Origin of the sequence: Magnetospirillum gryphiswaldense MSR-1 v2, from assembly GCF_000513295.1 — a bacterium.
Lineage (GTDB): Bacteria > Pseudomonadota > Alphaproteobacteria > Rhodospirillales > Magnetospirillaceae > Magnetospirillum > Magnetospirillum gryphiswaldense.
The window spans coordinates 914961-941295 of record NC_023065.1; the positions used below are offsets into that span (position 1 = coordinate 914961).

Annotated in this window: 21 protein-coding genes; 8 read left to right on the top strand and 13 right to left on the bottom strand. The window is 63.9% G+C overall.

The window, feature by feature from the left end:
• Window position 1: 1 nt before the first annotated feature.
• On the top strand, window positions 2–1180 hold the full coding sequence (locus MGMSRV2_RS04335; RefSeq protein WP_041634049.1) for a divergent polysaccharide deacetylase family protein: 1179 nt from the start codon (window positions 2–4) through the stop codon (window positions 1178–1180).
• Here the strand turns inward: MGMSRV2_RS04335 and MGMSRV2_RS04340 are convergent.
• Window positions 1158–3047, bottom strand: a complete 1890-nt coding sequence (locus MGMSRV2_RS04340) for a sensor histidine kinase (protein WP_158497734.1) — start codon at window positions 3045–3047, stop codon at window positions 1158–1160. The two genes, MGMSRV2_RS04335 and MGMSRV2_RS04340, sit on opposite strands and share 23 nt — an antisense overlap.
• A 186-nt stretch (window positions 3048–3233) precedes the next feature.
• Between MGMSRV2_RS04340 and MGMSRV2_RS04345 the strand changes: the two genes are divergently transcribed.
• Entirely contained in the window at window positions 3234–3434 is a 201-nt protein-coding gene (locus MGMSRV2_RS04345) for a heavy-metal-associated domain-containing protein (protein ID WP_024079127.1), read from the top strand.
• Between the two features lie 58 nt (window positions 3435–3492).
• Here MGMSRV2_RS04345 and MGMSRV2_RS04350 read toward each other — a convergent pair whose 3' ends face one another.
• Together MGMSRV2_RS04350 and MGMSRV2_RS04355 are read right to left on the bottom strand one after the other, a co-directional pair.
• Entirely contained in the window at window positions 3493–4275 is a 783-nt protein-coding gene (locus tag MGMSRV2_RS04350; RefSeq protein WP_024079128.1) for a DsbA family protein, read from the bottom strand.
• 82 nt (window positions 4276–4357) lie between these two features.
• Entirely contained in the window at window positions 4358–5686 is a 1329-nt protein-coding gene (locus tag MGMSRV2_RS04355) for a M48 family metalloprotease (RefSeq protein WP_234016372.1), read from the bottom strand.
• A 22-nt stretch (window positions 5687–5708) separates the two neighbouring features.
• Between MGMSRV2_RS04355 and MGMSRV2_RS04360 the strand changes: the two genes are divergently transcribed.
• On the top strand, window positions 5709–7322 hold the full coding sequence (locus MGMSRV2_RS04360) for a gamma-glutamyltransferase (RefSeq protein WP_041633448.1): 1614 nt from the start codon (window positions 5709–5711) through the stop codon (window positions 7320–7322).
• A 19-nt stretch (window positions 7323–7341) separates the two neighbouring features.
• Here MGMSRV2_RS04360 and MGMSRV2_RS04365 read toward each other — a convergent pair whose 3' ends face one another.
• Window positions 7342–8724, bottom strand: coding sequence for a diguanylate cyclase domain-containing protein (locus MGMSRV2_RS04365; protein ID WP_242410714.1), 1383 nt, complete (start codon window positions 8722–8724; stop codon window positions 7342–7344).
• A 20-nt stretch (window positions 8725–8744) separates the two neighbouring features.
• Window positions 8745–9821, bottom strand: a complete 1077-nt coding sequence (locus tag MGMSRV2_RS04370) for a porin (RefSeq protein ID WP_158497735.1) — start codon at window positions 9819–9821, stop codon at window positions 8745–8747.
• A gap of 259 nt (window positions 9822–10080) precedes the next feature.
• Here MGMSRV2_RS04370 and MGMSRV2_RS04375 point away from each other — a divergent pair, with 259 nt between their 5' ends.
• On the top strand, window positions 10081–11181 hold the full coding sequence (locus tag MGMSRV2_RS04375; RefSeq protein ID WP_052588864.1) for a pyridoxal phosphate-dependent aminotransferase: 1101 nt from the start codon (window positions 10081–10083) through the stop codon (window positions 11179–11181).
• Here the strand turns inward: MGMSRV2_RS04375 and MGMSRV2_RS04380 are convergent.
• The gene (locus tag MGMSRV2_RS04380) at window positions 11162–12613 is read right to left on the bottom strand and encodes a molybdopterin biosynthesis protein (RefSeq protein WP_024079134.1); all 1452 of its coding nucleotides are present in this window, start codon (window positions 12611–12613) and stop codon (window positions 11162–11164) included. The two genes, MGMSRV2_RS04375 and MGMSRV2_RS04380, sit on opposite strands and share 20 nt — an antisense overlap.
• Window positions 12614–12713: 100 nt before the next feature.
• Between MGMSRV2_RS04380 and MGMSRV2_RS04385 the strand changes: the two genes are divergently transcribed.
• Window positions 12714–13286, top strand: a complete 573-nt coding sequence (locus MGMSRV2_RS04385; RefSeq protein ID WP_024079135.1) for a hypothetical protein — start codon at window positions 12714–12716, stop codon at window positions 13284–13286.
• A 10-nt stretch (window positions 13287–13296) separates the two neighbouring features.
• Here the strand turns inward: MGMSRV2_RS04385 and MGMSRV2_RS04390 are convergent, their stop codons facing one another.
• The 4 genes from MGMSRV2_RS04390 to MGMSRV2_RS04405 form a co-directional block, all read right to left on the bottom strand.
• Window positions 13297–14022, bottom strand: a complete 726-nt coding sequence (locus MGMSRV2_RS04390; protein WP_024079136.1) for an outer membrane protein — start codon at window positions 14020–14022, stop codon at window positions 13297–13299.
• A 183-nt stretch (window positions 14023–14205) separates the two neighbouring features.
• Window positions 14206–15066 carry a ferritin-like domain-containing protein gene (locus MGMSRV2_RS04395; protein ID WP_024079137.1) on the bottom strand — a complete coding sequence of 287 codons (861 nt, stop codon included), beginning with the start codon at window positions 15064–15066 and terminating at the stop codon, window positions 14206–14208.
• A 46-nt stretch (window positions 15067–15112) separates the two neighbouring features.
• Window positions 15113–15574, bottom strand: a complete 462-nt coding sequence (locus tag MGMSRV2_RS04400) for a peroxiredoxin (protein WP_024079138.1) — start codon at window positions 15572–15574, stop codon at window positions 15113–15115.
• Window positions 15575–15647: 73 nt separating this feature from the next.
• Window positions 15648–18611 (bottom strand): bifunctional [glutamine synthetase] adenylyltransferase/[glutamine synthetase]-adenylyl-L-tyrosine phosphorylase, encoded by a 2964-nt coding sequence (locus MGMSRV2_RS04405; RefSeq protein WP_024079139.1) that lies wholly within the window; start codon window positions 18609–18611, stop codon window positions 15648–15650.
• Between the two features lie 75 nt (window positions 18612–18686).
• On the opposite strand from MGMSRV2_RS04405, the gene MGMSRV2_RS04410 reads away from it, so the two are divergent.
• On the top strand, window positions 18687–21911 hold the full coding sequence (locus MGMSRV2_RS04410; protein WP_024079140.1) for a DUF3971 domain-containing protein: 3225 nt from the start codon (window positions 18687–18689) through the stop codon (window positions 21909–21911).
• Window positions 21912–21941: 30 nt separating this feature from the next.
• Here MGMSRV2_RS04410 and tyrS read toward each other — a convergent pair whose 3' ends face one another.
• Complete coding sequence (gene tyrS / locus MGMSRV2_RS04415; protein ID WP_041634056.1) at window positions 21942–23192, bottom strand: tyrosine--tRNA ligase; 1251 nt, start codon at window positions 23190–23192, stop codon at window positions 21942–21944.
• Window positions 23193–23288: 96 nt separating this feature from the next.
• Here tyrS and MGMSRV2_RS04420 point away from each other — a divergent pair, with 96 nt between their 5' ends.
• Window positions 23289–24356 carry an anhydro-N-acetylmuramic acid kinase gene (locus tag MGMSRV2_RS04420; RefSeq protein WP_041634057.1) on the top strand — a complete coding sequence of 356 codons (1068 nt, stop codon included), beginning with the start codon at window positions 23289–23291 and terminating at the stop codon, window positions 24354–24356.
• Between the two features lie 42 nt (window positions 24357–24398).
• Window positions 24399–24728, top strand: coding sequence for a hypothetical protein (locus MGMSRV2_RS04425; protein WP_024079143.1), 330 nt, complete (start codon window positions 24399–24401; stop codon window positions 24726–24728).
• 9 nt (window positions 24729–24737) lie between these two features.
• On the opposite strand, the gene phoU is transcribed toward MGMSRV2_RS04425, so the two are convergent.
• Together phoU and pstB are read right to left on the bottom strand one after the other, a co-directional pair.
• Window positions 24738–25460 (bottom strand): phosphate signaling complex protein PhoU, encoded by a 723-nt coding sequence (gene phoU / locus MGMSRV2_RS04430; protein ID WP_024079144.1) that lies wholly within the window; start codon window positions 25458–25460, stop codon window positions 24738–24740.
• Window positions 25461–25473: 13 nt separating this feature from the next.
• On the bottom strand, window positions 25474–26265 hold the full coding sequence (gene pstB, locus MGMSRV2_RS04435; RefSeq protein ID WP_024079145.1) for a phosphate ABC transporter ATP-binding protein PstB: 792 nt from the start codon (window positions 26263–26265) through the stop codon (window positions 25474–25476).
• Between the last annotated feature and the right edge of the window lie 70 nt (window positions 26266–26335).

The window sequence follows — 26335 nt, forward strand, 5'->3', positions numbered from 1 at the left end:
GGTGTCGCGGCGCGAAATTCGGCGCATGTTGATGGAAAGCAAGCGCGCCCCCACCCATCACAAGCCATGGGCGGTCAGCCTGCTGATGGCCTTGGTGCTGCTGGGCGGCGTCGGTCTGGGCATCGGCGCCGGCTATGGCATTTTGTCGGCGCGCTCGGAACGCCAGGAAAGCCGCGCCTGGGAACAGGCGGAAATGCAGGTGGATCGCCCGCCCCGGCGCGACGAAATGCTGGCCGCCCCCGCCGCCAATCCCGAACCGCCGCCCGAGCCGGTGCCGGAAAAATTCGATCCCTTGATCCCGGTGCCCATGCCGCGCCCCGGCGGCTTGGCCGATGACGGCTTCGATCCCGAGGCGGAAGACAACAACGGCCCCGCCGTCGCGGTGAGGCCAGCAATGGCACCGCCGCCGCAACTGGCCGCCTTGCCGTTACCGGCGCCAGCCCCCGATCCCGGCGGCAAGCCGGCCTGGGTGCGCTATGCGGTGCCGTCCCCGGCCATCGGTAGCCGCCCGATGATCGCCGTGGTCATCGACGATCTGGGCGTCGACCGCAAGCGCAGCGAGCGGGTGACCACCTTGCCCGCGCCCTTGACCCTGGCGTGGATGACCTATGCCGACAATTTGCGTCCCATCACCCAGGCGGCGCGCCAGCGCGGGCACGAACTGATGGTGCACGTGCCCATGCAGCCGCAAAGCGAATCCTATGATCCCGGCCCCGACGTGCTGGAAGTGGGGTTGCCGACCGAGGAATTGCGCCGGCGGCTGCGCTGGGGCCTAAGCCGATTCGACGGTTTCGTCGGCATCAACAACCATATGGGCTCGCGCTTTACCGCCGATCGCGCCGGCATGAACGTGGTGATGGATGAAATCCGCGCCCGTGGCCTGCTGTTCCTGGATTCGGTCACCACCCAGAAAAGCGTCGCCCCCGATCTGGCCCGTCAATACGGCGTGCCCTTCGCCGCCCGTCACGTGTTTTTGGATAACGAGATGACGGTTTCGGCGGTGCGCGGGCAATTGGCCAAGACCGAGGCCTATGCCCGTAAATACGGTGCCGCCATCGCCATCGGCCATCCCCATGACGGCACCATCGAGGCCTTGGCCGGCTGGCTGCCGGGATTGGAAGCCAAGGGCTTCGTCCTGGTGCCGGTCACCACCATCGTCAAGCGCGAGCTGGGGCGCTGACCTCATCCTTGAGCGACAAGGTGATCTTGGTTCCGGTGCCGGGGGCGCTTTCCAGGGTCATGGCGCCGCCATGGGCGGCGATGATGGTGCGCACCATGCTGATGCCCAGGCCGCTGCCGGTCTTGCCCGAACTGGATTTCCCCCGGTAATAGGGGGTGCCGATGTTTTCCAGCTCGTCGGCGGCGATGCCGTGACCTTCGTCCTCGACCACCAGACTGACCACTTGGTCGGTCTGGGTCAGGGTCAGGTGCACCGGGCTTTGCGGCGGTGAATAATTAAGGGCGTTGGCCAGGCAATTGCGCAAGGCCACCGACAGCAGATCGTGATCGGCAGTCAGGCGGATGGGCGGGAAAGGCGAAACCCGGATACGCCGCGCCTGGTTGCCGAACTGGGCCAGCACCCGTTCCACCAATACCGACAGGTCGCCCTGGCGCGGGTTCAGCACGATCTTGCCCTGGTCCAGGGCATCGCTGGCCAGGAACACGTCGATCAAGGCCGACAGCCGCCGTGCGGTGCCTTCGATGCGGTCCAGCCGTTCCAGCGATCCGGTGGCCATCTGGGTTTCGCGGAAGCGGACCATCTGCGCGGCGGAATGGATCATGGACAGCGGCGTGCGGAATTCATGCGACAGCATGGCCACCAGCGAGCGTTGGCCGTCGGCGCGGGCCGAGGCGGAAATGGCTTCTTCCCGCGCTTGGCTGCGTTCCTGGTCAAGCTGGCGGACCCGATAGAACAGGCCGGCGGACAAAAGGACGATATGGGCGATGGAGCTGACCTGGAACAGGTTTTCCGGCAGCAGATAAAGTGGAACCCACCCGATCAGCGACAAGGTGTGAATGAGCAGGCCGAGATTGGCGACGACGAAGGCCAGCACATAGAACCATAAGGTCACCTGACGGGGATGACCCAGCAGCAGGCGGGCCGATACCGCCAGGGTGACGACATTGACGGCCATGCCGAGCATGAAGGACAGCGGTGCCAGATCGGTATAAAGCCGGCCCCAGCCGATGATCAGCATGAGCAGGTAAAGCGCCATCACGGCCAGATACAAAATCCGCAGGCGCGGAAAATTGCGGCGCATTTGCAGGATTTCGGTCCATAGCCAGGTGGCCAGCAGCGAACCGCTGAAATTGCCGATGTTGATGGCCCGGTCGCTGAGATATTGCCACGATTGCTCGAACGCCAATTGGGCGAAACCGTTGATGAAGGCGTAGGACACCAATTGCGTCAGCACGAAGCCGGCATAGATGATGTGGGTGCGGTCGGCGATCCACAAACCGATGCTGAAGTGAAACAGCACCACCACCAAGAGCGCGCCGTAATACACCCCGAACAACAGCCCATCGCGGCTTTGTTGGCCGGCAAAGGCCGCGGGGCGCCACAGGGATGCGGTCAGCACGGTGGCGCTGGTGCTTTCGCTGCGGATCATGATGGTCACCGGCTTGTCGGCGGGCAGGTTCAGCGGCACGGCGAACAGGCGCGATGCCAGCGGCCTTGACGCCACCGGCTGGTGGTCGCCCAGGCGGTATTCGGTCCAACCCTTGCCGCCATCGCCCACATAGACGCGGATATCGTCCACATAGGGGCGGCCCAGTTCCAGCACCCAATCACCGCTGGCCTGGGTCGGGCGCAGCAGGTGCAGGCGGAACCAATGCACTTGACGGGTATAGCCGAAGGCCTGTTGGCCGTTATCGTCCCAACCCTCGTCTTCGGCGGTGACGGCATCGACCGTCAGCGTGCCCTCGGCATCGGTGCGATGCTCGAACAAGGTGTTGAGGCTGAGACTCTGATCCTTGGGCGACAGCACCACCACATGGGCACTGGCCGAATTGACCCACAGCAGTAATGCGCACAGGAAGACCGCCACCACCGGTCCACATCGGGACAGGGGGTAAGGGCGGGGCTGTGGGGGCATGGCTCCGGCGGACAGTGAGGTATCGTATGAACGACACTATGGCATGCATTCAATTCCAGGCAAGGAATACTCGCCCTTGACCTTCCAGCGGGGGGAAGGCTCACAATGATGTCCGCTTGAGCCAACAGGAGGATGACAATGAGCACGACCTATCGCGTCACCGGCATGACCTGCGGCGGCTGCGCCCGTTCGGTGGAAGCGGCCATCAAGGCCGAGGCGCCGGCGGCCTCGGTCAGCATCGATTTGGGTACCGCCACCATTACCGTCGATGGCGCCGACGAGGCGCAGGTGAAAAAGGCGGTGGACGGCGCCGGCTTCGATTTTCAAGGCGCGGCCTGAAAAACAAAACCCCGCGGCAGAGTGATCCGCCGCGGGGTTTCGTTTTTGGGATAAGTTTTTAGTTGGCGCCGGTCAGACGACCGCCCTTGCGGGTAATGTCGATCAACTGCTTGAACACTTGGCCCTCGAGCGCGCCCGACAGAGTGCGGGCGGCCTTGCCGTCGGCGCCGGCGACGACGAAGGACGGCGTCGACGAGATGTCGAGCGCGTGGGCCAGTTCGATGTTCTTCTTGATCTGCTTTTCGATCTCGGGGGCCATCATTTCCTTCTTGATCTGGTCGGTGCTGACGCCGGCCTCGCCGATCAGGCGGAAAATGGTCTTTTCGTCCAGCTTGCCGCGGAACTTCATCAGGGCGCGGTGGACTTCGTCGTACTTGCCCAGCTTCTTGGCGGCCAGGGCGGCGCGGGCGGCGGTCAGCGAATCTTCCGACAGGATCGGCATTTCCTTGAACACCAGCTTGACCTTGCCGTCGGCCTTGGCGGCCTCCATCATCGGGTCCAGCACCACCTTGCAATAGGGGCAGTTGTAGTCGAAGAACTCGACGATGACCACGTCGCCCTTGGCATTGCCGGAGACCGGGTCATTGGCATCGTTGAAGATCTCGTCCTTGCGCGCCTCGATGGCCTTCTTGGCGTCGCTTTCCGCCTGGGCGCGCATCTTTTCGCGCAACGCCTCGATGGCTTCGCCGATCACTTCGGGGTGTTCCATCAGGTAATCGCGCACGATCTTGCGCACGGCGTCGGTCTGCTTCGCGTCGAAGGTTTCCTGGGCTTGGGCGGGCAGGGCGGCCATGCTGGCGGCCGAGGCAAGCAGGATTGCGGCGAAGGTGTTGCGGATCATCTGCTGAAAAACTCCTGGATCGGAAGGCGTGGGCATATTGGCCGAAGCGCGGGTTGCGGGCAAGGGGGCTTACCGGTGGTGATCACCGCCGACGTTTGTCGTCATCGGGTTTGGCCAGATTGGTCTGTTCCTTGATGTCCTGGATACGCAGCCATACCGAGCCGGTCTTGGGCAGCAGCCGTTCGGCCTTGCCGGCCAGGAAGTTGGCGTCGGTGATGCGGTTTTCCAGCATGGCCTGTTCGGCCATGGCGTAAGCCGCCATGCCTTCGTCGCCATCGCGGCCATGGGCCACCGACATCAATCGCCAGGCGGTCAGGTTCTTGGGTTCCTGATGGGTGGCCAGCGACAGCAATTGCTGGGCTTCCTTCAACAGAGCCGGGTCGTCCTGCTCGATCAGCGACTGGGCCAGGCCGACTTTCAGCAAGGCGTTGTCGGGCAGCAATTCCACCGATTTGCGATAGGGGGCGACGGAATCGGCGCCGTGGCCGTTCTCGAACAGCATCTGCCCCTTGAGTTCGTGGAAATAGGGGTCGCCGGGGCGTTCCTTGATCAAATCGTCGATCAGGGCCAAGGCCTTGTCCAGCTCTGGCTTGCGGTAATAGGCGATGGCTCGGGCATAGCGGGCCTCGATCGACGCGTCGCTTTCCTTGTAGCGTTGCAGCGTGCGGGTCGGCGGCTCGAGGAAGGCGAACAGCTTGGCCCGCATGCGCCGGTGCATCTCGACGAATTCCGGGCGTGGCGCCGCGTTGGTATAGGGCGAGCGAGCCAGGTAATCGCGGATGAAGTTGACGCGGTCACGGGTCAGCGGATGGGTGCGCACGTAAGGGTCCTGGCGGGTGGTGACCAGCAATTCCTGATCGCCGAGAACCTCGAAGAATTCCAATAGACCCTTGGCCGATTGCCGGGTGGCGTCCAGGTACGACACCGCCGCCTGATCGGCCGAGGATTCCTCCATGCGGCTGTAGGTCAGCAGGTTCTTCAAGGCCATGTCCTGGCCACCCAGGGCGATGGCGGTGCCGACGTCGCCACGGCCCGATGCCACGCCCACCGCCGCGCCCAACAGCATGGCCACCAACGCCTCGGTGCCGGCATTGCCGGCGGCGTCTTGCAGACGCGCCAGATGGCCGCCGGCGATGTGGCCGGTTTCATGGGCCATGACGCCGATCAGTTGATTGGCGCTTTCCGAGCGGATCAGCAGGCCGGTATGAAAAAACATGTTCTGGCCGCCGGCGACGAAGGCATTGAGCGAATTGTCGACGATCAGATGCAGCCGCACCGCCTCGGGGCTGAGACCTGCCGCCTGGAAGAGTGGCGCGGAATAGGCGCGGATGGTATTTTCCACCTCCGCGTCGCGGATGAAGCTGCGCCGTTGCTGCTGCTGTGCCTGCACAGAGGTGGTGGTCAGGGTCACAAACAGGGTTGCCAAAAGGAACATGCGCGTGAGCAAAAGCAATACTCCGTCCGTCGGTCCGTCTATTCAACTCTGCCTGCCGCTGGCCAAGCTGGCCTTGGCGGCATCCTTGGCGGCAGGGCTTGCAGCATGCGGCGAAACGCGCGCCGTGGGAAGCGTCGGTTACGTCAAGGGTTTCGGCGGATTGGTTGCCGCCGACGAACCCCAGGCGGTGGTTGCCGCCCGCGATGTGCTGTCGGCGGGCGGCACCGCCGCCGATGCTGCCGTCGCCCTATATTTCACCCTCGCCGTGACCCAGCCTTCGACCGCCAGCCTGGGCGGCGGCGGCGTCTGTCTGGTGCACGACAAGAAAAAGAAGATCACCGAAATGGTGGACTTCCTGCCCCGTGCCGGCTCCGGCGCCACTGGTGTCCGTCTGGCCACCGGCGTCCCCGGTTCGGTGCGCGGTTTCTACTCCATACACGCCAAATATGGCAAATTCAGGTGGGAAAGTTTGCTGGGCGAAGGCGAGAAGCTGGCCCGTCTGGGGACACCGGTGTCGCGGGCCTTTGCCGCCGATTTGGCGGTGGGCGCGCGCATGTTGGCCAACGATCCGGTGGCGCGCCAGGTGTTCTTCCCCGGTGGACGACCGCTGGTCGAGGGCCAGACCTTCGAACAGCGCGATCTGGCCGCGCTCTATTCCCGTCTGCGCCGTGCCCCGGGCGAGTTCTATACCGGCGCCTTCGCTCAATCTCTGGCGGCGGCGGTGGAAAATGCCGGCGGCAGCATGAATGCCACCGACCTTTTCAACATGCGGCCCAACCATAGCCCGGCGCTGACGGTCAAGCATGGCGACGAGGTTTTCCATTTCGCCCTGCCGCCGGCGGTGGCCGGGGCGGTGGCGGCGCGCATGAGCACGGCGCTGGAAGACCGCTGGGCCTCGACCCCGGTCGAGGAACGTCCGCATCTGCTGGCCGAGACCGCTGCCCGCGCTTTCGCTGATCGTGCGGCTTGGATGAATCCCGACGGCTCGGCCAAGACCGCCTTCTTTTCCGATACCGGCAAGAACATGCTGACCGGCTACGACCCGGCCCGTCACCAAAGCGTCCTGGCCGACAAGGCCAATGACGCCTTGCCCGCCGCCAGCTTCGTCGTCCTCGACGCCGAAGGCAATGGCGTCGCCTGCAACGTCACCACCTATGGCCTGTTCGGGACCGGGCGCATGCTGGCTGGCACCGGTATCTTCATGGCGGCGGCGCCCGGCGTGAACAGCGGCCCGCCCGCCGTCGGCCCGGTCATGGCGGTCAATCCCAATGTCCAGGAACTGCGCTTTGCCGCCGCCGCCAGCGGCGGCGTCACCGGGGCGACGGCCTTGACCCAGGTGCTGCTGGATACCCAGATCGCCGGGGTTAAATTGGATGCGGCGGTGGCGGCGCCGCGCGTCCATCATTCCGGCAACCCGGATGTTCTGTTCATCGAGGAAGGCAAGATGGACGCAGCCTTGCTGACCCAGCGCGGTCATCAGGTCAAGGCCTTGGCCCTGCCGTCCCGGGTCAATGCCCTGCAATGCGGCACCGGGCGACCCAATTTCGTCAAATGTTCGGCGGTGGCCGATCCGCGCGGCTTCGGTATGGCGGCCATCGTCGGTAAGGATTGAGGAGAGAGCCCGCCCCCCGTCAACAATGGTCCGCGGTCACGACCTGATCGCGGCCATTGTTCTTGGCGGCGTAAAGGGCCAGATCGGCCCGGTGCAGCATGGCGTCGATGGTTTCACCCGTGCGCATGGCGGCGATGCCGGCGCTGATGGTTTGCTGCCGTCCCAGGCCGAAATCGCATTCACGCACCGAGCGGCATAGCCTTTCCGTCATCACCTGGGCCTGTTCGGCGGTGGTCTCGCTGCACAGGATAAGAAACTCCTCGCCGCCCCAGCGACCGACCAGATCCTGGGTTCTGGCCACCTGAAGGGCCAGGGTGGCGAATTTGACCAGCACGGTGTCGCCGGTCAGGTGGCCCAGTTCGTCATTGACCCGCTTGAAATGGTCAAGGTCCAGCAGCACCACCGCAAACGGTCGATTGTAACGGCGGAAGCGGTCGGCTTCCTTGGCCATGCGTTCATTGAGGCTGGCCCGGTTGGGCAGGGCGGTCAGGCTGTCGGTCAGCGATGCGGCCTTCAGTTGCCGGTTCAGCTTGCGCAGCTTGAAGACCCAGAACGTGCTGGTCAGTACCATGATGGAAAAAACCGCGACGATCTGGGCGATCAGCCGATAATCCACCCAGGCGCTGACCTTGATGGCCACGTGCTTGTTGGCGATTTCGGCGCGCTCGGCCAAGGTGATGTCCCTGACCCCCTTGTCGAGAATGTCGCGCAGCATGGCGTGGCTTTTGATGATGCCGATCCGCAATTGGTTTTCGTAACCGGGAATCTGGCCGGAAATCTTGAGATTGAACCATCCGTCGCGTTTGATGGTGTCGACGGCGACGATCATCGAGCGGATGGTCATGCTCGCCTTGCGGCTGGAAACCAGGGCGAAGGCATCGGCCTCGCTTTCCGTGATGATCACGCTGAGATTGGGGAAGTCCTTGCGCAGGCGTTCCTCGATGCTCGTGCCCTTGGGCAGGGCGACGCTGCCATTGGTGACGGCGCCCAAATCGTCGATATAGGGGTGTTCTTCGCGGGTGACGATGACGTTGCGGTCGATGAACACCGGCGCGGTGAAAATCAGCCAGGAATCTCGTTTTGGCGATTGGTTGAGAAAACTCAAGACCTGGCAACGCTCCTGCTGCGAGGCCTTGATGCTTTCATCCCAATCACGGGTGGGCACCAGGTTAAGGGTGACGCCGCTGCGCGCGGCGGCAAGACGCAGCAGGTCGGCGGCGATACCGTGATGGGCGCCGCTGGCGTCGATCACCTCGTAGGGCGGCCAATCGGGATCGACGCAAAAGTCGAAGGGGCCGTGACCGGCAAGATAATCGCGTTCTTCCGCGGTCAGTTCAGCCGCCTGACCGGGGGCGAAAGCCGTCAAGGCCACCAAAGCCGCCGCCAGCATCAACGTCAGCATATGTCTGCGGACGGATTGCCTCAAAACCATATCCCCATGCCGGTCATCAGCGAGTAGCCGGTATTATGGTTGGCGGGGCCGGCGGCTTCGTCGTCATAGGTGATGCGACCGGCGGCCCCCATCAGCGCCATACCATCGCCCAGCATGTGCTTGGCTGAAATCTGCTGGACGGTGATTCTGTCCTGGCCCGGGTCGGCCATTTGGCCTTGGACCAGGGATTGGTAATAATTGACGCTGATGCTGGTCGGGCCATCCTTGCGCATCAACCCCACATCCCATGAATAGCCGCTGTCGTCGCGGCTGATCGGGCCTTGATAACGGTGATCCTCGCGCGCTAGCGAGCCGCCGAAGGTCCAGCCGTCGCGACCGATCTGCGCGCCCACGGAAAACGCCTGGAACGACTGGTTGGTTGCCCCGCTTGAATTAAGGTCGCCACCGGCATAACCGGCGGAAGCGCTGATTTCCCACGGACCCGCCGTGCCGTTATAGCCCAGCCCCAAGGCGAATAGCCCGGAATTGCGCGGTGGCAGGGCATTGTCCTCGGACAGGGAACTGGGCGTATAGGATGCCGCCAGGCTGACACCGTGCAGGCTGGGGCTGAGATAGATCAGCTTGTCGGCGTTGTCGTCCTCGGTCAGTTCGGTCTGGTTGCCGCTGTACATGGTGCTCACCGCGGATGGGCGGGGGACGTTGCGGTCGGACATCAGGCCGATGGACGGACCGTTCCAGGCGCCGGCGGCTTCAGGGGCGCAGACATGCACTTGCGACGCGGCGTTATAGTCGGTTCCCAGGATGATCTTACCCAATCCCGAGGAAATCCAGACAAAGGCCTTGTCGGCGGTGTCGGTACTGTTGGTGGTATGTCCGCCGGCTTCGATCTCTGTCTTGATACCGATGACCATGCCGTTATCCAACGTGGTCGACCCCGACAGGTGGACTTCATTATCGCCTTTGACGTCGGCATTATCCACGGCATTGGTGGCTTTTTGGTAGCTTTGCCCGCTCCATTGTCCGACCAGCCACCATTTGGAATAGCCGCCCAGACGTAATTGGATCTTTTCAGAAGAGAGCGCGCCTTTTACAGGTGTTGTTATCAAGGTTGCGATCAATAGTAGTGAAATTCGCACCCCTTTCACCGCGTTCATCCGTCAACAGTTATAGTCCAAATGCATGGTAACAGAGTGTTAAGCATATGGCATGCGGCCTTTGACGATGGCTGGTATTAACCTGTTCCTTCCCGTGCATTTGTCGGCTTATGTTAGGGCAAGGCTGTACAGCCGTTGGGTGTTGAGGCAAAGGCAGGGGGGCAAGGTGTTCGGCAGGTCATCGCGATCGGATGTCAGTCCCTTCATCGTCATGGACGTGATGCGGGCGGCCAATGAGCGCGCCGCCCAGGGCGGCGACGTCATCCATCTGGAAGTGGGGCAGCCGTCGGGGCAGGCGCCCGCCGGGGTGTTGGCGGCAGCCAAGGCGGCGCTGGACAGCGACCCCATCGGCTATACCGAGGCCTTGGGCCTGCCGCGTTTGCGCGAGAAAATCGCTGACCATTACCGCCATGCCCATGGCGTGGCGGTGGATACGGCGCGCATCGCCATCACCACCGGTTCGTCGGCGGGGTTCCTGCTGTCGTTTCTGGCCGCTTTCGACGCGGGCGACCGGGTGGCGGTGGCCGCGCCCGGCTATCCGGCCTATCGCAATATCCTGACCGCCTTGGGCATTGAATGCGTGCTGGTGCCGGTGGGGCCGGAAAGTCGCTGGCAATTGAGCGTCGCCGCCCTAGCCAAGGTCGAGGGCCGACTTGATGGGGTGGTGGTGGCCTCGCCCTCCAATCCCACCGGCTCCATGTTATCGGCGATAGAGGTGGCCGAGCTGGCCGCCTGGTGTGAAGTTCAGGGCATCCGGCTGATTTCCGACGAAATCTATCACGGCATCGTTTATGGCGCCGCCGCCGGTTCGGCCATCGGCGCCGGTCCGCATGCGGTGATCGTCAACAGCTTTTCCAAATATTACGCCATGACCGGCTGGCGCCTGGGCTGGATGGTGCTGCCCGAGGATCTGGTCCGTCCGGTGGAATGTTTGCAGCAGAACCTGTTCATTTCCGCCCCCACCCTCAGCCAGATCGCCGCCTGCGCGGTGTTCGACTGCACCGACGAACTGGACGCGCGGGTGGCGGCCTATCGGAATAACCGCGACATCTTGCTGAACGAATTGCCGTCCGCCGGTTTCACCCGGCTGGCGCCGTCGGATGGGGCGTTCTATCTGTATGCGGATATCGCCGATCTGACCAATGACAGCGCCGATTTCTGCCGCCGCATGCTGGCCGAAACCGGGGTGGCGGCGACGCCGGGCATTGATTTCGATCCGCTGGCCGGCGCCCATACCATGCGCTTTTCCTTCGCCGGCCCGGCCAGCGACATGGAACTGGCGGTGAAACGGCTTAAGGCTTGGCGGAAATAGGCAGGTCAAGAACCTGCTCGGCGTGATCGGCCAATAGCGTCGCCAGCGAAGTGGCGCCGAAATGGCTGCAATCGATCAGGCAGGAATCACCGGCGGTGATGATGGCGCGGCCTTCCTCGGGTTCCAGCGCCTTCAGCATGTCGCCGACGGTGGCGACCGGGATGGCCGCGCCCTGGGCGAAGACCAGGGCCGCTTCCACGTCGTCGGGCAGGGCCGCCAGACCGGCGGCGAAGGGGTTGGCATCCTCGCGCAAGAGGCGGATGTCGCAGGGCGGCAGGTTTTCCTCGGCCGCTTCGCTGGTGGTCGAGGCCACCACCACCAACGGCTCCAGCCCCGCCGCCAGGGCAGTTTCCACCGCCCGCAGGCCGTCACCGTCGCCGGCCAGGACGATAGCCGCCGCCCGTGGCAGCACGGTGGGGGTGGTGATCCCCGGCCACGCCGCCCCGGCCTGACCGCCCAAATCCTTCAACAAGCCGCCAGCGCCCATGCGCATGATGTCGGCGGGCTTCAGCGTCACCCCGGCGGCCAGTCGGGCCAGTACCCAATCCAGGCCGTTGGGTTTGGGCGAGCGGGCGCAGCCGGGCAGGGTGACCACCGGTACGGTGCCCACATGGCCGAGCAGCAGCAGATTGCCGGGGTCCACCGGCATGCCGAAATGGTCGATGCTGCCGCCGGCCTTTTGCAAGGCGGCGGGAGCGACGTCGCGGCGGTCGACGGTGGCCGAGGCGCCGATGATCAGCACCATGTCGTGACCGGCGGCCAGGGCCTTGGTCAGGCAGCGTTCAAGCTGACCGATATCGTGCGGACAGCGGTATTCGGTGGTGATGGTCCCGCCCAGGCCCTCGGCCCGGGTCCGGGTGACGGCGGCGGCGGATGCCAGGGTCTTGTCGCGGATGCCGGGCAAGGTGGTCAGAATCAGCGCCGCCTTGAATGGCTTGATCGGGCGCACGCTGATCAACGGCCCGCCGGTCGAGGCATAGGCGGCGCAGGCGTCCACGGTGTGGCGGCTGACGCCGAAGGGGATGATCTTGATGGTGGCGATCATCTGGCGTGGGCGGGCGATGACGAAGGGCGGCACGGTGGCCACCGTGACCGCTTCGTCCACCAGATTGAGCCGGTCCAGGCGGTCGCGGTCGATGACCACGACCCCGCCTTGGGTGGCGAACAGGTTGCAGCGTCCGGCAAAGGCGCCGTTGGTCTGCACGCCGGGACCGGTCAGGGCGTTGGCCACGGCCTGGGCGGCGTCGTTTTCCCCCAGATCGTCCGGCTCCAGCCGGGCGCCGGTGACGAAATTGAGGCCCGCCTGTTTCAGCAGTGCGATGTCGACCGCCGACAGCAGACGGCCCTTCTTCAGCATGGCGGTGGGCAGGCGCAGGGAATGGGCCAAAATCAGCCCCTCGGCCTCGTCGATCCGTACTTCCCCGAACTGCATGCCGCATCCTTTCGTGAACTGGGATGATTGTAATCGAGCACGCGGACTTTGCCACCGGCAAAGCCAGGGGTATGATCATCCCGGATCAAAGGAGAAGGGCATGCCGTTCGCGGTCAAATCCTGTTTCGACGTGGTGCTGTGGTTCAGTGACAAGGCGTTGAACGACAACGAATATATCCAGCCGCAAAAGCTGCATCGGTTGATTTTTCTGGCCCAGGCGTATTTTTCCGTCGCCTATCCGGGGCGCAAGCTGATGCCGGCCACCTTCGTCACCGACAGCTTCGGCCCGGTCGAGCCGACAATATTCCACGCCCTGGCCTATGGCCGTCCGCCCATGCTCGACCCCAATCCCATGCCCGATCAGGTCGCCCATTTCCTGGAAGGTATCTGGCGCCGTTTCGGTGCCCAGACCGCCGACCAGTTGACCCGCAAGCTCAACGAGCATCCGGCGGTGGCGGCGGCCATGAACAAGGGGCTGAACGAGGAAATCCCCCTGGCCGCCATGGTCAAGTATTACGTGGATCTGGCCAAGGCCGCCCAAGGCGGCGATGGGCCGGCGGCAGCGGCGGAAATCACCAAGGTGGTCAAGCCCAGGCTGATGCGCTCGCAAGGCGGCAAGGCGGTGGCGGTGACCGCCTGGGCGCCCAAGGCCTTGGGGAAGAAACCTGAATAGGACGGCGCCTTTAAAATCCCTTGAACCGGTAAGTCAGGCCCACCATCACCGCGTGCGTGTCGAGCTCTGCCTTGTGGGCCAGGCTACCACCCGAGTCATTGGTCGACGTGGTCTCGGACATTGACTTCAGGGCACCGAAATTGGTGTAGAGATATTCGCCCCGAAGCGCCCATCCCCCGCTCAGCGCGTATTCACCGCCAAAGCCCAGGCTCCATCCAGTTCTGATTTTCGTGTCCGAGCTTTTGGAATAGCCGCTCCAGGCATTGTCAACGAATAAGGTGTCCAATTGCAACTGCGTTACGGAAAGTCCGCCGGTGACATAGCCCAGCCAATTATCTTCCGCCCAACCCAACCGGGGGCGTAACGTCGCCATCCAATCGGCCCGGACCGATTGCCTGAGAATGAAACGCGAGGCAGGGGTCGAGACGTAATTTTCGCTCACCGTGCGCTCATCGTTCAGGTAGATGCTGTTGGCGCTGGCCTCGAGCCCGAGCAGGACGTGGCCGAACTGCTTGCCATAACCACCCACTAAGCCGACCGATGGTTGCCATTGGGCCAGATCGCTGTCGCCGGCCCGGGCCATTTGTCCGGCATCGGTCGTGTTCAGGTATTTTTGGTATCCAACGGTCGTCTTCGCTTGTGTTTGGCTGTTGGTTGCGCCCACAAGGCCGCCGATGTAGAAGCCCGACCAATCGACCGTCGGCGCCGACTGCGCCAAGGCGACTCCGCTGCTCATCCATCCAACAAAGCTACAAACCAGAGCCGCTTTATGTCCCCGCATTTCAACCCCCATTCGCGTTGACATCGATCATCCGGTCGGTGATATCAACTATGTGTAGGTTGAAAATGTTACATGCAGATTTGACTGTGTACCAGTATTGTCAAAAGGGTAGGGTAGTATATACTATGGCTATATCTCCTATTCGTCGTGCGGGGAAAGTAGAGCGTTAGTAAGCTGCTTTTTGTTGTTCGCGTCCCGGCGCTCGGGGGTCTTGGCCAGTTCCTCGTACCAATCCTGGTCGAACCCGGCCTGGGCGCGGGCCGGATGGTTGAACGGCGCCTTCAGGCCGCCGGGGAAGCGTTCGGCCATCAGCCGCTGATATTCGGTCTTGCCGTCCACCCCACGCTTATGGGTCAGGTGCTTGAACCAGCGCACGCCCGCTGCCACGTGGCGGATTTCGTCGTGATAGATGACGTCGAGCGCCGGCGGCGTGATGGTGTCGCCGTTACGGGCCAGGCGCTCCATGGTTGCCGGCGTGGTATCCAGGCCGCGCGCTTCCAGCGTCATCGGCACCACCACCAGCCGCGCGGCCAGATCGTCGGCGGTCTTTTCCGCCGCCTGCCACAGCCCGTCATGGGCGGGCAAATCGCCGTAGGCGGCGCCCAGATTGACCAAAAGCTTGTCCAGCATCTCGAAATGCAGGGCCTCGTCCACCGCCACCTGAATCCAGTCGTCGTAGAAGCCCTTGGGCATGTCTTCATGCGGGAAACGGCTGACGATGTCCCAGGCCAGATCGATGGCGTTGAGCTCGATATGGGCCAAAGCGTGCAGCAAACCGATACGACCGCGATCGCCCTTATAGGCGCGTTTGGGCATATCCTTGGGCGGCAGTAGTTGCGGTTGCGCCGGTCGGGCCGGGCGGTCGGGCGGCAGGGTGTGGCCGGGGCCGGACAGCCGTCCCGCCGCCCAATCGGCGGCGGCGATCCGGGTCAGGCGGCATTTTTCCACGGGTTCGGCAGCGGCCAGAACGGCGGTGGCGGCATCGGACAAGGTTTTCATGGCCCGCCCCTTTAGCAGATGCAGCGCCGCCACGCCATTGGAAGTGTTACAGTTCGTGCAAGGCGTGCAAAACTTCCGTCACATGATCGGCGACCTTGACCTTGCGCCAGACGGCACGGACCACGCCTTCCTCGTCGATCAGGAAGGTCGAGCGTTCGATGCCCATGTGCTTCTTGCCGTACATATTCTTTTCCTTCCACACGCCGAACGCCTCGCACAAGGCGCCGTCGGGGTCGGAAATCAGCGGGAAGGGCAGGTTGTGCTTGGCCCGGAACTTGGTGTGGCTGGCCACCGAATCCTTGGACACGCCCAGGATTTCCGCCTTGTTGATGGTGAAGCGCAAAAACTCGTCGCGGAACTGGCGGGCCTCGGTGGTGCAGCCCGAGGTGTCGTCCTTGGGATAGAAATAAAGCACCAGCCGCTTGCCGGCATAATCGGACAGGCCGCGCGGGCCTTCATCGGTGACGGCGGAAAAGTCGGGGGCTTTCTGGCCGATGGTCACGCTCATGGCTTTGTCTCTCTATGTTTCACGGGGCCGGTGTAGACAATCCCATGGATTTGTAGAAGTCCGGTATCAACAATCAAGTTACGGTTTTTCTGCCTGGTTCGGCGATCAGGCGGTCGAACACCTCAAGCGAAGCTTGTGCGCAATCGTCCATGCGATCAACCATGGTCTTGAAATCGGTCAGCCCGGTGGCGCGCACCATCACTTCCTTCAGGCCCGGCGGTGCGGTGTCTTCGTCGAAGGCGCCGGCCAATGTCTGGCGCAGCACTAACTGCACCGCCGACCACAGCCGCCATGCCTCGATCAGGGAATCGTGGTCGCCGCGTGACAGCAGGCCAGCATCACAGGCCCGGTCCAGCACGTCGCGGGTATTGGTGGCCAGTACTGCGGGGTGTTCGGCGCCAAAGCGCAATTGCAGCCATTGGGCGGTGAACTCGATATCCACCAGACCGCCGCGCAGATGCTTGACCTCCCAGCGATTGGCGGCCTTGTGTTCACGCGCCATCAGCTCGCGCATTTCGGCCACGTCGTGGATCAGCTTGGCCGCGTCGCGCGGTGCGGTCAGGGTGCGGTGGATGATGGCCTCGACCTTGGCCGCCAGCAGCGGGCTGCCACAGGCGACCCGGGCGCGGGTCAGGGCCATGTGTTCCCAGGTCCAGGCCGATTCCTGCTGATAGCGGTCGAAGGATTGCAGGCTGGTGGCGATGGGGCCGGAATTGCCCGACGGACGCAGGCGCATGTCCACTTCGTAAAGCGTGCCCTCGGCGGTTTTGGCGGTCAGCGCGTTGACGATGCGCTGGGCCAGCCGGGCGAACCATGCCGACGCCGCCAGCGGACGCCCGCCCACCGATTCGGCGGCGGTGTCGGGGATGTCGTAGATCAGGATCAAATCCATGTCCGAGGTGGCGGTCATTTCGTGCCCGCCCATCTTGCCCATGGCCAGGATGCACCATTGGCCGCCCTCGACCCGGCCATTGGCGCGGGCCAACTCGTCTTCCACCTTGGGACACAGGCAGTTCAGCACCGCGTCGGCGATGTCGGCGAAGGCGCGCGCCGCCCGGTCGGGTTCCAGCATGTTGCGAAGCGTCTGCACGCCCACCTGGAACTTGCGTTCGGCGGTCCAGCGGCGGCTGATGTCCAGCACCTCCTGGATATCGCCGGCTTCGGCCAGGGCCTTGTTGAGATCCTCGATCAGCCGCTCGGTGGGCGGCGGCGGCTCGAAGAAGCTGGGGGCGACCACCGCATCCAGTTGGGTGGTGTGCCGGGCCAGATGCTCGGCCAGCTTGGGGGCGTTGCCCATCAGTTCGGCCACCAGTTCCAACAACGACGGGTTGGAATAGAACAACGAGAACACCGGCACCCCCGCCGGCAGCCGCGACAAAAACTCGTCCAGGCGCATGAAGGCGTCGTCGGGGCTGGAGGTGGCGGCCAGGGCCTGCAACAACGATGGTGTCAGTTCGGTCAGCAATTCCCGCGCCCGGGTCGAGCGGGTGGCGCGGATGCGGCCATGATGCCAGCCGCGAATGGTGGCGCACACGGTGTCGGCATTGTTGAAGCCCATGGCGCCGATGGTGTTGACGGTCTCGGGGTCGTTTTCACCGCCGGTGAACACCAGATTGCCGCCGCTGGACAGGGCCGGGGCATCCTCGAACAGGCCGGCGTAGTGGCTTTCCACCTTTTGCAGGCGGCTGACCAGGGCGGACGAGAACGCATCGGTGTCGTCAAAACCCATGAAGGCGGCGATTTCCGCCAGACGCTGCGGCTGGTCGGGCAGGGTCTGGGTCTGCTTGTCGTCGATCATCTGCAAGCGGTGTTCAAGCTGGCGCAGGAAGCGATAGGCTTCGTCCAGTTCATCCACCGCCTTATCGGCCACCTGACCCATGTGGGCGAGGGCGCGGATGGCGTCAAGGGTACGGCAACAGCGCACCTCGGGGATGCGCCCGCCCCAGATCAGTTGTTGGGTCTGGGCGAAGAACTCGATCTCGCGGATGCCGCCACGGCCCAGTTTGACGTTGTGGCCGGCCACCGCGATGGAGCGCCCGCCGCGATGGGCGTTGATCTGGCGCTTGATGGAATGGATATCCTGGATGGCGGCGAAATCCAGCGATTTGCGCCAGATGAACGGCTTGAGGAATTTCAGGAAATAGTCGCCGGTCACCGTGTCGCCGGCCACTTGGCGCGCCTTGATCATGGCGGCGCGTTCCCAGTTCTGGCCGAAGCCTTCATAATAAATCTCGGCGGCGGCCAGGGAAATGGCCACCGGGGTCGAGCCGGGATCGGGCCGCAGGCGCAGATCGGTACGGAAGACATAGCCGTGGGCGGTCCGCTCGTCCAAAATCTTCACCAGATCGCGGGTGATGGCGATCATGCATTCGGCCAGGGTCTTGCGGCCCTTGTATTCCAGCTTTTCATGGTCGAAGAAGACGATGATGTCGATGTCGCTGGAGTAATTGAGCTCGCGCGCGCCGAACTTGCCCATGCCCAGGATGATGATGCCGGAGTCTTTTTCCGGGTCATCGGCATGGGGCAGCACCAGATCGCCCTTGGCCGCCTCGCGCCGCAGCAAGAAGCGCAAGGCGTGGCGGGTGGCGGCTTGGGCGAAATCGGCCAGGGCGCCGGTCACCGGTTCCAATTGCCAAACGCCGCCGATATCGGCCAGGGCCGTCAGCAGGGCAACGCGGCGTTTATAGATGCGCAGCGACTTCATCATGGCGGCCATGTCGGTCTGGCCGTCGACTTCCTCGGCCAACTCGCCCATCAGGGCGGCGAAGGTGGCGTCGGCGCCCTGATCCAGCAGGCGGCGCAGGAAGGCGGGCTCGAACAGACAGCACTGGGTCAGGAACGGGGAATTGCCGAACACCGAGGACAGCAGCTTTCTTGCCATCAAATCGCCAGGAAGCTGGCGCATGAAGGTGGCGAGATCGGCGTCGTCCTGTTCGCTGGCGATTTCGGCCCAGCGCTCGAACCCCCGCTCCATCAACGCGGAATCGGCGATCTTGGGTAACAGCTGCTCATCTAGTGGAAAGTTCACCTTGTGCATTCCCAGATGTTGTGATTCCTTCACACTGGTCAAACCAGGGCGATGGGTCAAGTCGATGATGGAGGAAGGCGCGTAGTGGTTCATGGTGCCGTCAGAAGCCTGTTTCAGCTTCTGGGAGTTCTCGTTGTCGGTCTGCTGGTGATCGTGCCGGTGCTGCTGTGGCGTTTGTCCAGCGGCCCTGTCGCGCTGGATTTTCTGACACCCTATATCGAGGAAGCCTTGGCCGCCCCGGAGGGCGGCGTTTCCGTGCGCCTGGACACCACGGTGCTGGCCTTGGGTGCCAACAACCGCACCTTGGAAATCCGGGCGCTGGGGGTCAATGCTTATGTGGGCGATAATGCCCGTCCCATCGCCTCGGTCCCCGAAATCGCCCTGACCTTGTCGGGGCAAGCGCTGCTGAACGGCCAACTGGCGCCAAAATCCATCACCTTGCTGCGCCCGCGTCTGCATCTGGTGCGCTCTGTCGACGGTCGATTCCAGATGGATATCGGTGCCGTCGGGGCCGAGACACCGACGCCGCCATCGGGCAATGCCGCCGAGTCCTTGCTGGCGGCGTTGGTGGGCGAGCCCGATCCGACCAAGCCGGGGCGATCATTGCAGCGCGCCGCCATCATCGACGCCGATTTGACCGTCGATGACCTTTACCTGAACACCACTTGGCAGGCCAAGGATGCCGACGTCGAACTGCATCGGGTCGAGGGTGGGCTGGACGGCAGCGCCCATCTGGAATTCGATTTGGGCGGCGAAACCGGTATCGCCGACGCCACCGTGACCTATCGCAAGGACGGCGACAAACTGGGGGCGGAAATCGAGGTATCGGGCATCCGTCCGGCGGCTTTGGCCCGTTTGGGCGGGCCACTGACCCAGTTGCAGGCGTTGGATTTGCCGCTGGCCGGCATGGTCCGGGCCAAGGGCGATGTCAGCGGCAAGGTGGAGGAAGTGGCGTTTGAACTGGCCGGCGGCGCCGGCACCTTCAGTTTGCCCGATCCGGTCAATATGCGGCGCAAGGTGGACAGCGTCTCGCTGAAAGGGCGGGCCTTCGATGGCCTGACCAAGGCGCGGCTGGAGGAATTGCTGATCGATTTCGGCGGGCCGCGCCTGCGTCTGGCCGCCGAGGCCGAGGGGCTGGGGGGCGCGTCGTCCCTGTTTCTGGAAGCCAGCCTGAACGATGTGCCGCTCGATGAACTGCCCAGCCTGTGGCCGGCCATCGCCGCCCCCAATCCGCGCGAATGGGTGGTGAACAACCTGTCCAAGGGCATGGCCCGCGAGGCCCGCGTCACCGTGGCAGCGCGTTCGGCCTCGGGCCGCTTCGACGATCTGGTGGTCGACAGCCTGTCGGGGGAATTGCATGGCGACGGCGTCCAGGTGGATTACCTGCACCCCATGCCGGTGGTGAAGAACGCTGCCGCTCACGCCACTTTCGACGCTTCGGCCTTCCGCATCGACGTCAAGGGCGGCGAAGTTTACGGCCTGTCGCTGAAGGCCGGTCAGATTGTCCTGTCGGGGCTTGATGCGGTCGATCAGTTCGCCGATATCGACCTGACCATCGCCGGCCCGGCCCGCGACGCCCTGACCTTGATCGACAACAAGCCGTTGCGCTATGCCACCGCCTTGGGCATCGACCCCGGCACGGTCTCCGGCGAGGGCGTCACCCGTCTGCGCTTGAAATTTCCGCTGCTCAAGAATCTGCGCCTGGATGATTTGGAGGTGAAGGTCCATTCCTCGGTCAAGAAGGTGTTCCTGCCCAAGGTGGTGATGGGGTTGGACCTGACCCAGGGCGATCTTGAAATCGACGTCGATGCCAAGGGCCTGGACGCCACCGGTCCTATCGTCTTGGGCTCCATCGCCGGTGACCTGAAATGGCGCGAGAATTTTTCCACCAAGGGCGTCGCCTTCCGCTCGCGCTACGAGGTCAAGGCGCCGTCCATCAGCGAAGACCAGCGCAAGCTGTTGCGCCTGGAAGGCCCACCCTTCGTCGCGCCCTTCATGACCGGACCGGTGGCGGCCAACGTGGTGGCGACGCTGTATGGTGGCGGCAGGGGCGATATCGAGGCCAAGGTCGACCTGTCCCCCGCCTTCATGCGCCTGCCCGGATTGGGCTGGTACAAGCGCGACGGCACCACCGGCGGCGCCGATGTCTCGGTGCGGCTGGTCAACAACGAGATCGCTGCCATCCCCCATTTCTCGGTGATCGCCGGCGATTTGCAGACCGAGGGCGCGGTGGCGTTCAGCGACGGCAGGCCGCGACGGGTGGAGTTCGAGCGCCTGCGTTACGGCGGGCGCACCGATGTGGCCGGTACGCTGACCCTGCGGCCCAATGGCGGGTTGGATATCGTCGCCCGCGGCGATCAGTTCAACGCCGAGCCGGTGGTGGGCGAGGAAGCCCCCATTCCCGGCGATCCGCCGTTGCCCACCGGCGTGGAAAAGCACCGCAAAAAGGCCGATCTGCCGCCCATGACCATCCAAGGCAGCGTCAAGAATGCCTGGGTGTCCAAGGACGGCAAGCTGGTCGACGCCAGCGCCCATTTGCAGCGCGACGGCCAGGAATGGCGACAAATGCAGGTCAAGGGCAAGGTCGGCGATGGCAAGGTGTTCGATTTCGACCTCCACCAAAGCGGCCCCAACCGTCGTGCACTGAAGGTGACTTCGGACGATGCCGGGGCGGTGTTGAAGGCCTTCGACAGCTATTCGCACATGGTGGGGGGCAAGCTGGAGGTGGATGCCGTCTATGAAGACGACAAGGACGGTCAGCCTTTGGTCGGTACCATCAAGGTGGCCGATTATTACATCGTCAACGCCCCGGCCCTGGCCCGGTTGCTGACGGTGGCGGCGTTGACCGGTATTTTGGACCTGATGCAGGATCAAGGCGTCGGTTTTTCCACCCTGGACGCCCCCTTCGTCCTGAAAGACGGCCTGCTGACCCTGAACGACGCCCGCGCCTATGGCGCCGCCCTGGGCCTGACCGCCAAGGGCGAGTTGGACCTGGATTCCAAGCGCATGGCCCTGGAAGGCACGGTGGTGCCGGCCTATGCGCTCAATTCGGTGCTGGGCAATATCCCGGTGCTGGGCTGGCTGGTGACCGGCGGTGAAAAGGGCGGCGGGTTGGTGGCGTTCAATTATTCCATGCGTGGGCCCAGCCAGGACCCCGACGTCATGGTCAACCCGCTGTCGGCGTTGACCCCGGGCTTTTTGCGCAATCTGTTCAACATCTTCGACGATGGCTCGGAAACCGAGGCGCGCAAGCGGGCGCCGGAAAAGCCGGTGGAAAAACCAGCCGAAGCGCAGCCGTTGCGGCAATGAAAAAGGCGCCGTTTCCGGCGCCTTTTGCTTTTATTCCGGCTTGACCAGAACGTTACGCTTTTTACCCGCCGTCAGCTTGATGACGCCGTCCTTGAGGGCGTCGGCGCCGATGGGGGCTGCCGGGTCGGTGACCTGGGCATCGTTGACGCGACCGCCGCCTTGTTGCAGCAGGCGCCGGGCCTCGCCGTTGGAGGTGGACAAGCCGGCCCGCACGAACAGGGCGAAGGCCGGGATACCGGCATTCAGGTCCGCCGCCGGGATGGCAATGGTCGGCAGGTTGTCGGCCAGCGCCCCTTCCTCGAAGGTCTTGCGTGCGGTTTCCGCCGCTTCGCGGGCGGCGTCCTCGCCGTGACACAGGCGGGTGACCTCGTTCGCCAGGATCTTCTTGGCCTCGTTGATCTCGGCCCCTTGCAGGGCTTCCAGCCGGGCGATCTCGTCCAGCGGCAATTCAGTGTAGAGCTTGAGGAAGCGGCCCACATCGGCGTCTTCGGTGTTGCGCCAGTATTGCCAGAATTCCCACGCCGACAGCATGTCTGCGTTCAGCCACACCGCGCCGCCTACGGTCTTGCCCATCTTGGCGCCCGAGCTGGTGGTCAAAAGCGGGCTGGTCAGGCCGAAAAGTTCGGCCTGATGCACGCGGCGACCCAATTCGACGCCGTTGATGATGTTGCCCCACTGGTCGGACCCGCCCATCTGCAACACGCATTTGTGGCGGCTCCACAACTCGGCGAAGTCGTAACCTTGCAGGATCATGTAATTGAATTCCAGGAAGGTCAGCGGCTGTTCGCGTTCCAGCCGCAGCTTGACCGAATCGAAGGTCAGCATGCGGTTGATGGTGAAATGCTTGCCGTAATCGCGCAGGAACGAAATGTAATTAAGCTGGTCCAGCCAATCGGCGTTGTTGACCATCATGGCGTCGGTAGCGCCATCGCCGAACGTCAGGTACTTGGCGAACACCTGCTTGATGCCGGCCATGTTGCGGGCGATGGCGGCATCGTCCAGCATCTTGCGGGCTTCGTCCTTGCCGGTGGGGTCGCCGATGCGGGTGGTGCCGCCGCCCATCAGCACGATGGGCTTGTTGCCGGTCTTCTGCCACCAACGCAGCAACATGATCTGCATCAGGCCGCCCACATGCAGGGATTCGGCGGTGCAGTCGAAGCCGATATACGCCGCCGCCGGACCTTGGTTCAGGCGCTTGTCCAGCGCCTCCAGGTCGGTGCATTGGTGCATGTAGCCGCGTTCGGCGACGACGCGCAGGAATTCGGAGCGGGCGGTGGTCATGGCGTTATCGATCATTCGGTTGCTTGAACAAAGTGAGCCCGTTTAGCACAATCACCGCCGGTCAACAATCGGCGCAAAGGCGCATCCTTCATGCACATGCTGGCTTTGGGTCTGATGAGCGGCACCTCGCTCGACGGTATCGACGCCGCCCTGGTGGAAACCGATGGTGAAACGGTGCGGGCCACCGGTGCGGCCCTGACCATTCCCTATGACGACGATCTGCGCAACGGTTTGCGCTCGGTGCTGGGCGGAACCGGCCCGGTGGCCGAGGTGGAACAGCGCCTGACCCAAGCCCATGCCCAGGCGGTGCAGCGCCTGCTGGGTCAAGCCGGCATCGACGCCGAGCGGGTCGGGGTGATCGGTTTTCACGGCCATACCATCCTGCACCGGCCCGAACAGCGCCGCACCTGGCAGATCGGCGACCGGGCCTTGCTGGCGCGGCTGACCGGTATCCGCGTGGTCGGTGATTTCCGCAGCGACGACGTGGCGGCGGGCGGGCAGGGGGCGCCGTTGGTGCCGGTCTATCACGCCGCCCTGGCGCAAGGATTGGCGGCGCCCTTGGCGGTGCTGAATTTGGGCGGTGTCGGCAACGTCACCTGGATCGGCGCGGATGGAACCTTGCTGGCCTTCGACACCGGGCCGGGTAATGCCCTGATCGATGATTGGGCGCTGACCCATACCGGACGTCCGGTGGATGAAGGCGGCGCCCTGGCTGCTGCCGGCAGCATCGACCGGGCTGCGGTGGATGGCTTCGCCGGCCATGATTATTTCTCGGCCCTCCCGCCCAAATCCCTGGACCGCGACGATTTCCAGGCCATGGCGGCATCGCTGGTGGCGGGTAAGGGGGCTGCGGACGGCGCCGCCACCCTGACCGCCTTCACCGTTCGTGCCGTGGCGTTGGCGGCCCAGCATTTCCCCGCCCCGGTGTCGCGTTGGCTGGTCTGCGGCGGCGGGCGCCACAACCCGGTGCTGATGCGCATGCTGGCCGCCCAACTGGCGGCCCCCGTCGCCCCGGTCGAGACGGTGGGCTGGGATGGCGATGCCCTGGAGGCCCAGGCCTTCGCCTTTCTCGCCGTGCGCTCGTTGCGAGGGCTGCCGTTGACGTTTCCCGGCACCACCGGGGTGCCGCAGCCCCTGACCGGGGGACGGGTAACCGTTTTCTAACCCTGATCGGGTTAGAAAGGGGCGGTATCAAGGAGATTGGTCATGAAGCGCATCTTGTTTGTCGCGATGATGATGATGGCGGTATCCGCACCGGTATCGGCACCGGCTTGGGCCGATCAGGCCAGCGCCATCGCGGCGGTGCGCCAGCAGCCACGCGTGGTCGATGTCAGCGCCGACAGCCAGGGCAACATGTATGTGCTGGTCAAGGCCGAGAACCTGTCCTGGCCGCAATATGCCGCCTTCATGTGCAAGGTGGTGGCGCCGCACCAAGCCCGCATCTTCCGCGTCCGCGTCGTCGAATTGACCAAGGCGGTCAGAACCCTGCCGGAAGCCAAGTGGGACCGGCTGGGCGAAGCTTCGTGCGGTCGTTAAGGCGAAGCCTCACACAGGAGAGGTGCCGTCCTCGTAGGCCGAGGTGTCGCGCTTGGGCCGCTGGTCGTTGAGCGAGCGCCCGGTGGCGATGAAATAGGTCATCTCGGCGATGTTGGTGGCGTGGTCGCCGACCCGTTCGATGTTCTTGGCGATGAACATCAGATGCGAGCAGGCGGTGATGGTGCGCGGGTCTTCCATCATGTAGGTCAGGATTTCGCGGAACAGGCTGGAATACAAATCGTCCACTTCCTGGTCGCGCGACCGCACTGCCAAGGCGCGCTCGGCGTCGTGGGCCAAGAAGGCGTCCAACACCTCGTTCAGCAATTCCGCCACCAGCTTGCCCATGCGCACCAGCGACCGCATGGGGGCGACCGGGGGCATCTGGTTCAGCACCAAGGACCGCTTGGCGGCGTTGGCGGCGTGGTCGGCGATGCGTTCGATGTCGCCGGCGGCCTTGAGGGCCGAAATCACCATGCGCAGATCGTCGGCGACGGGGGCGCGCAGCGCCAGCAGGCGCACGGTCTGTTCATTGATGAAATGCTCGCATTCATCCACCTTGGGGTCGTCGTTCATCACCCGGGTGGCGATGTCGGAATCGCGCTTGTCCAAGGCCTCGATCGCGGCGGCCAATTGCGCTTCGGCCAGTCCGGCCATGCGGGCCAGGGCGTCGTGCAGACGCTTCAGTTCGTCGTCATAGGATTTGACGATGTGCTGGTCGCCGATGGTGGGCATAGGTGTTCTCCGATCAGCCGAAACGGCCGGTGATGTAGCCTTGGGTCAATTGCTGCGCGGGCGCGGTGAAGATCTGTTCGGTATCGCCCACTTCGATGACTTCGCCAAGATGGAAAAATGCCGTGCGCTGCGACACGCGGGCCGCCTGCTGCATGGAATGGGTGACGATGACGATGGTGAAGTTCTCGCGCAATTCGTCGATCAATTCCTCGACCTTGGCGGTGGCGATGGGGTCCAGGGCCGAACAGGGCTCGTCCATCAGGATCACTTCCGGCGACACGGCGATGGCCCTGGCGATGCACAGGCGCTGCTGCTGGCCGCCGGAAATACCGGTGCCTTTTTCATACAGGCGGTCCTTGACCTCGTGCCACAACCCGGCCTTTTCCAAGGCGTGGGTGACGATCTGGTCCAGGTGGTCGTTGTCGCGGTACAGGCCGTGGATGCGCGGGCCGAAGGCGACATTGTCATAGATGGATTTGGGGAACGGATTGGGCTTTTGGAACACCATGCCGACGCGCATGCGCAACAGCACCGGGTCGATGCCGCCGGGGCCATAGATGCCCTCGCCGTCCAAGGTCACCTGACCGCTGACCCGGGCGATGCCGATGGTGTCGTTCATGCGGTTGAGGCAGCGCAGGAAGGTGGACTTGCCGCAGCCCGAGGGACCGATCAGGGCGGTGACCTCGTTGGTGCGGAAATCCAGGTCAACGCCTTTCAGCGCCATCTTGTCGCCGTAATGCACCTTGACGCCGCGGGCGGTCATCTTGATATCGGTGGCGACAATCTGGTCGGTGGCTTCCGGCATGGGGGTCATCCGTGTCAGTCAAAGGCAGGGCTGGTATAGCGGCAGCAAGGCCCGAGGCAATGTGAAAGTT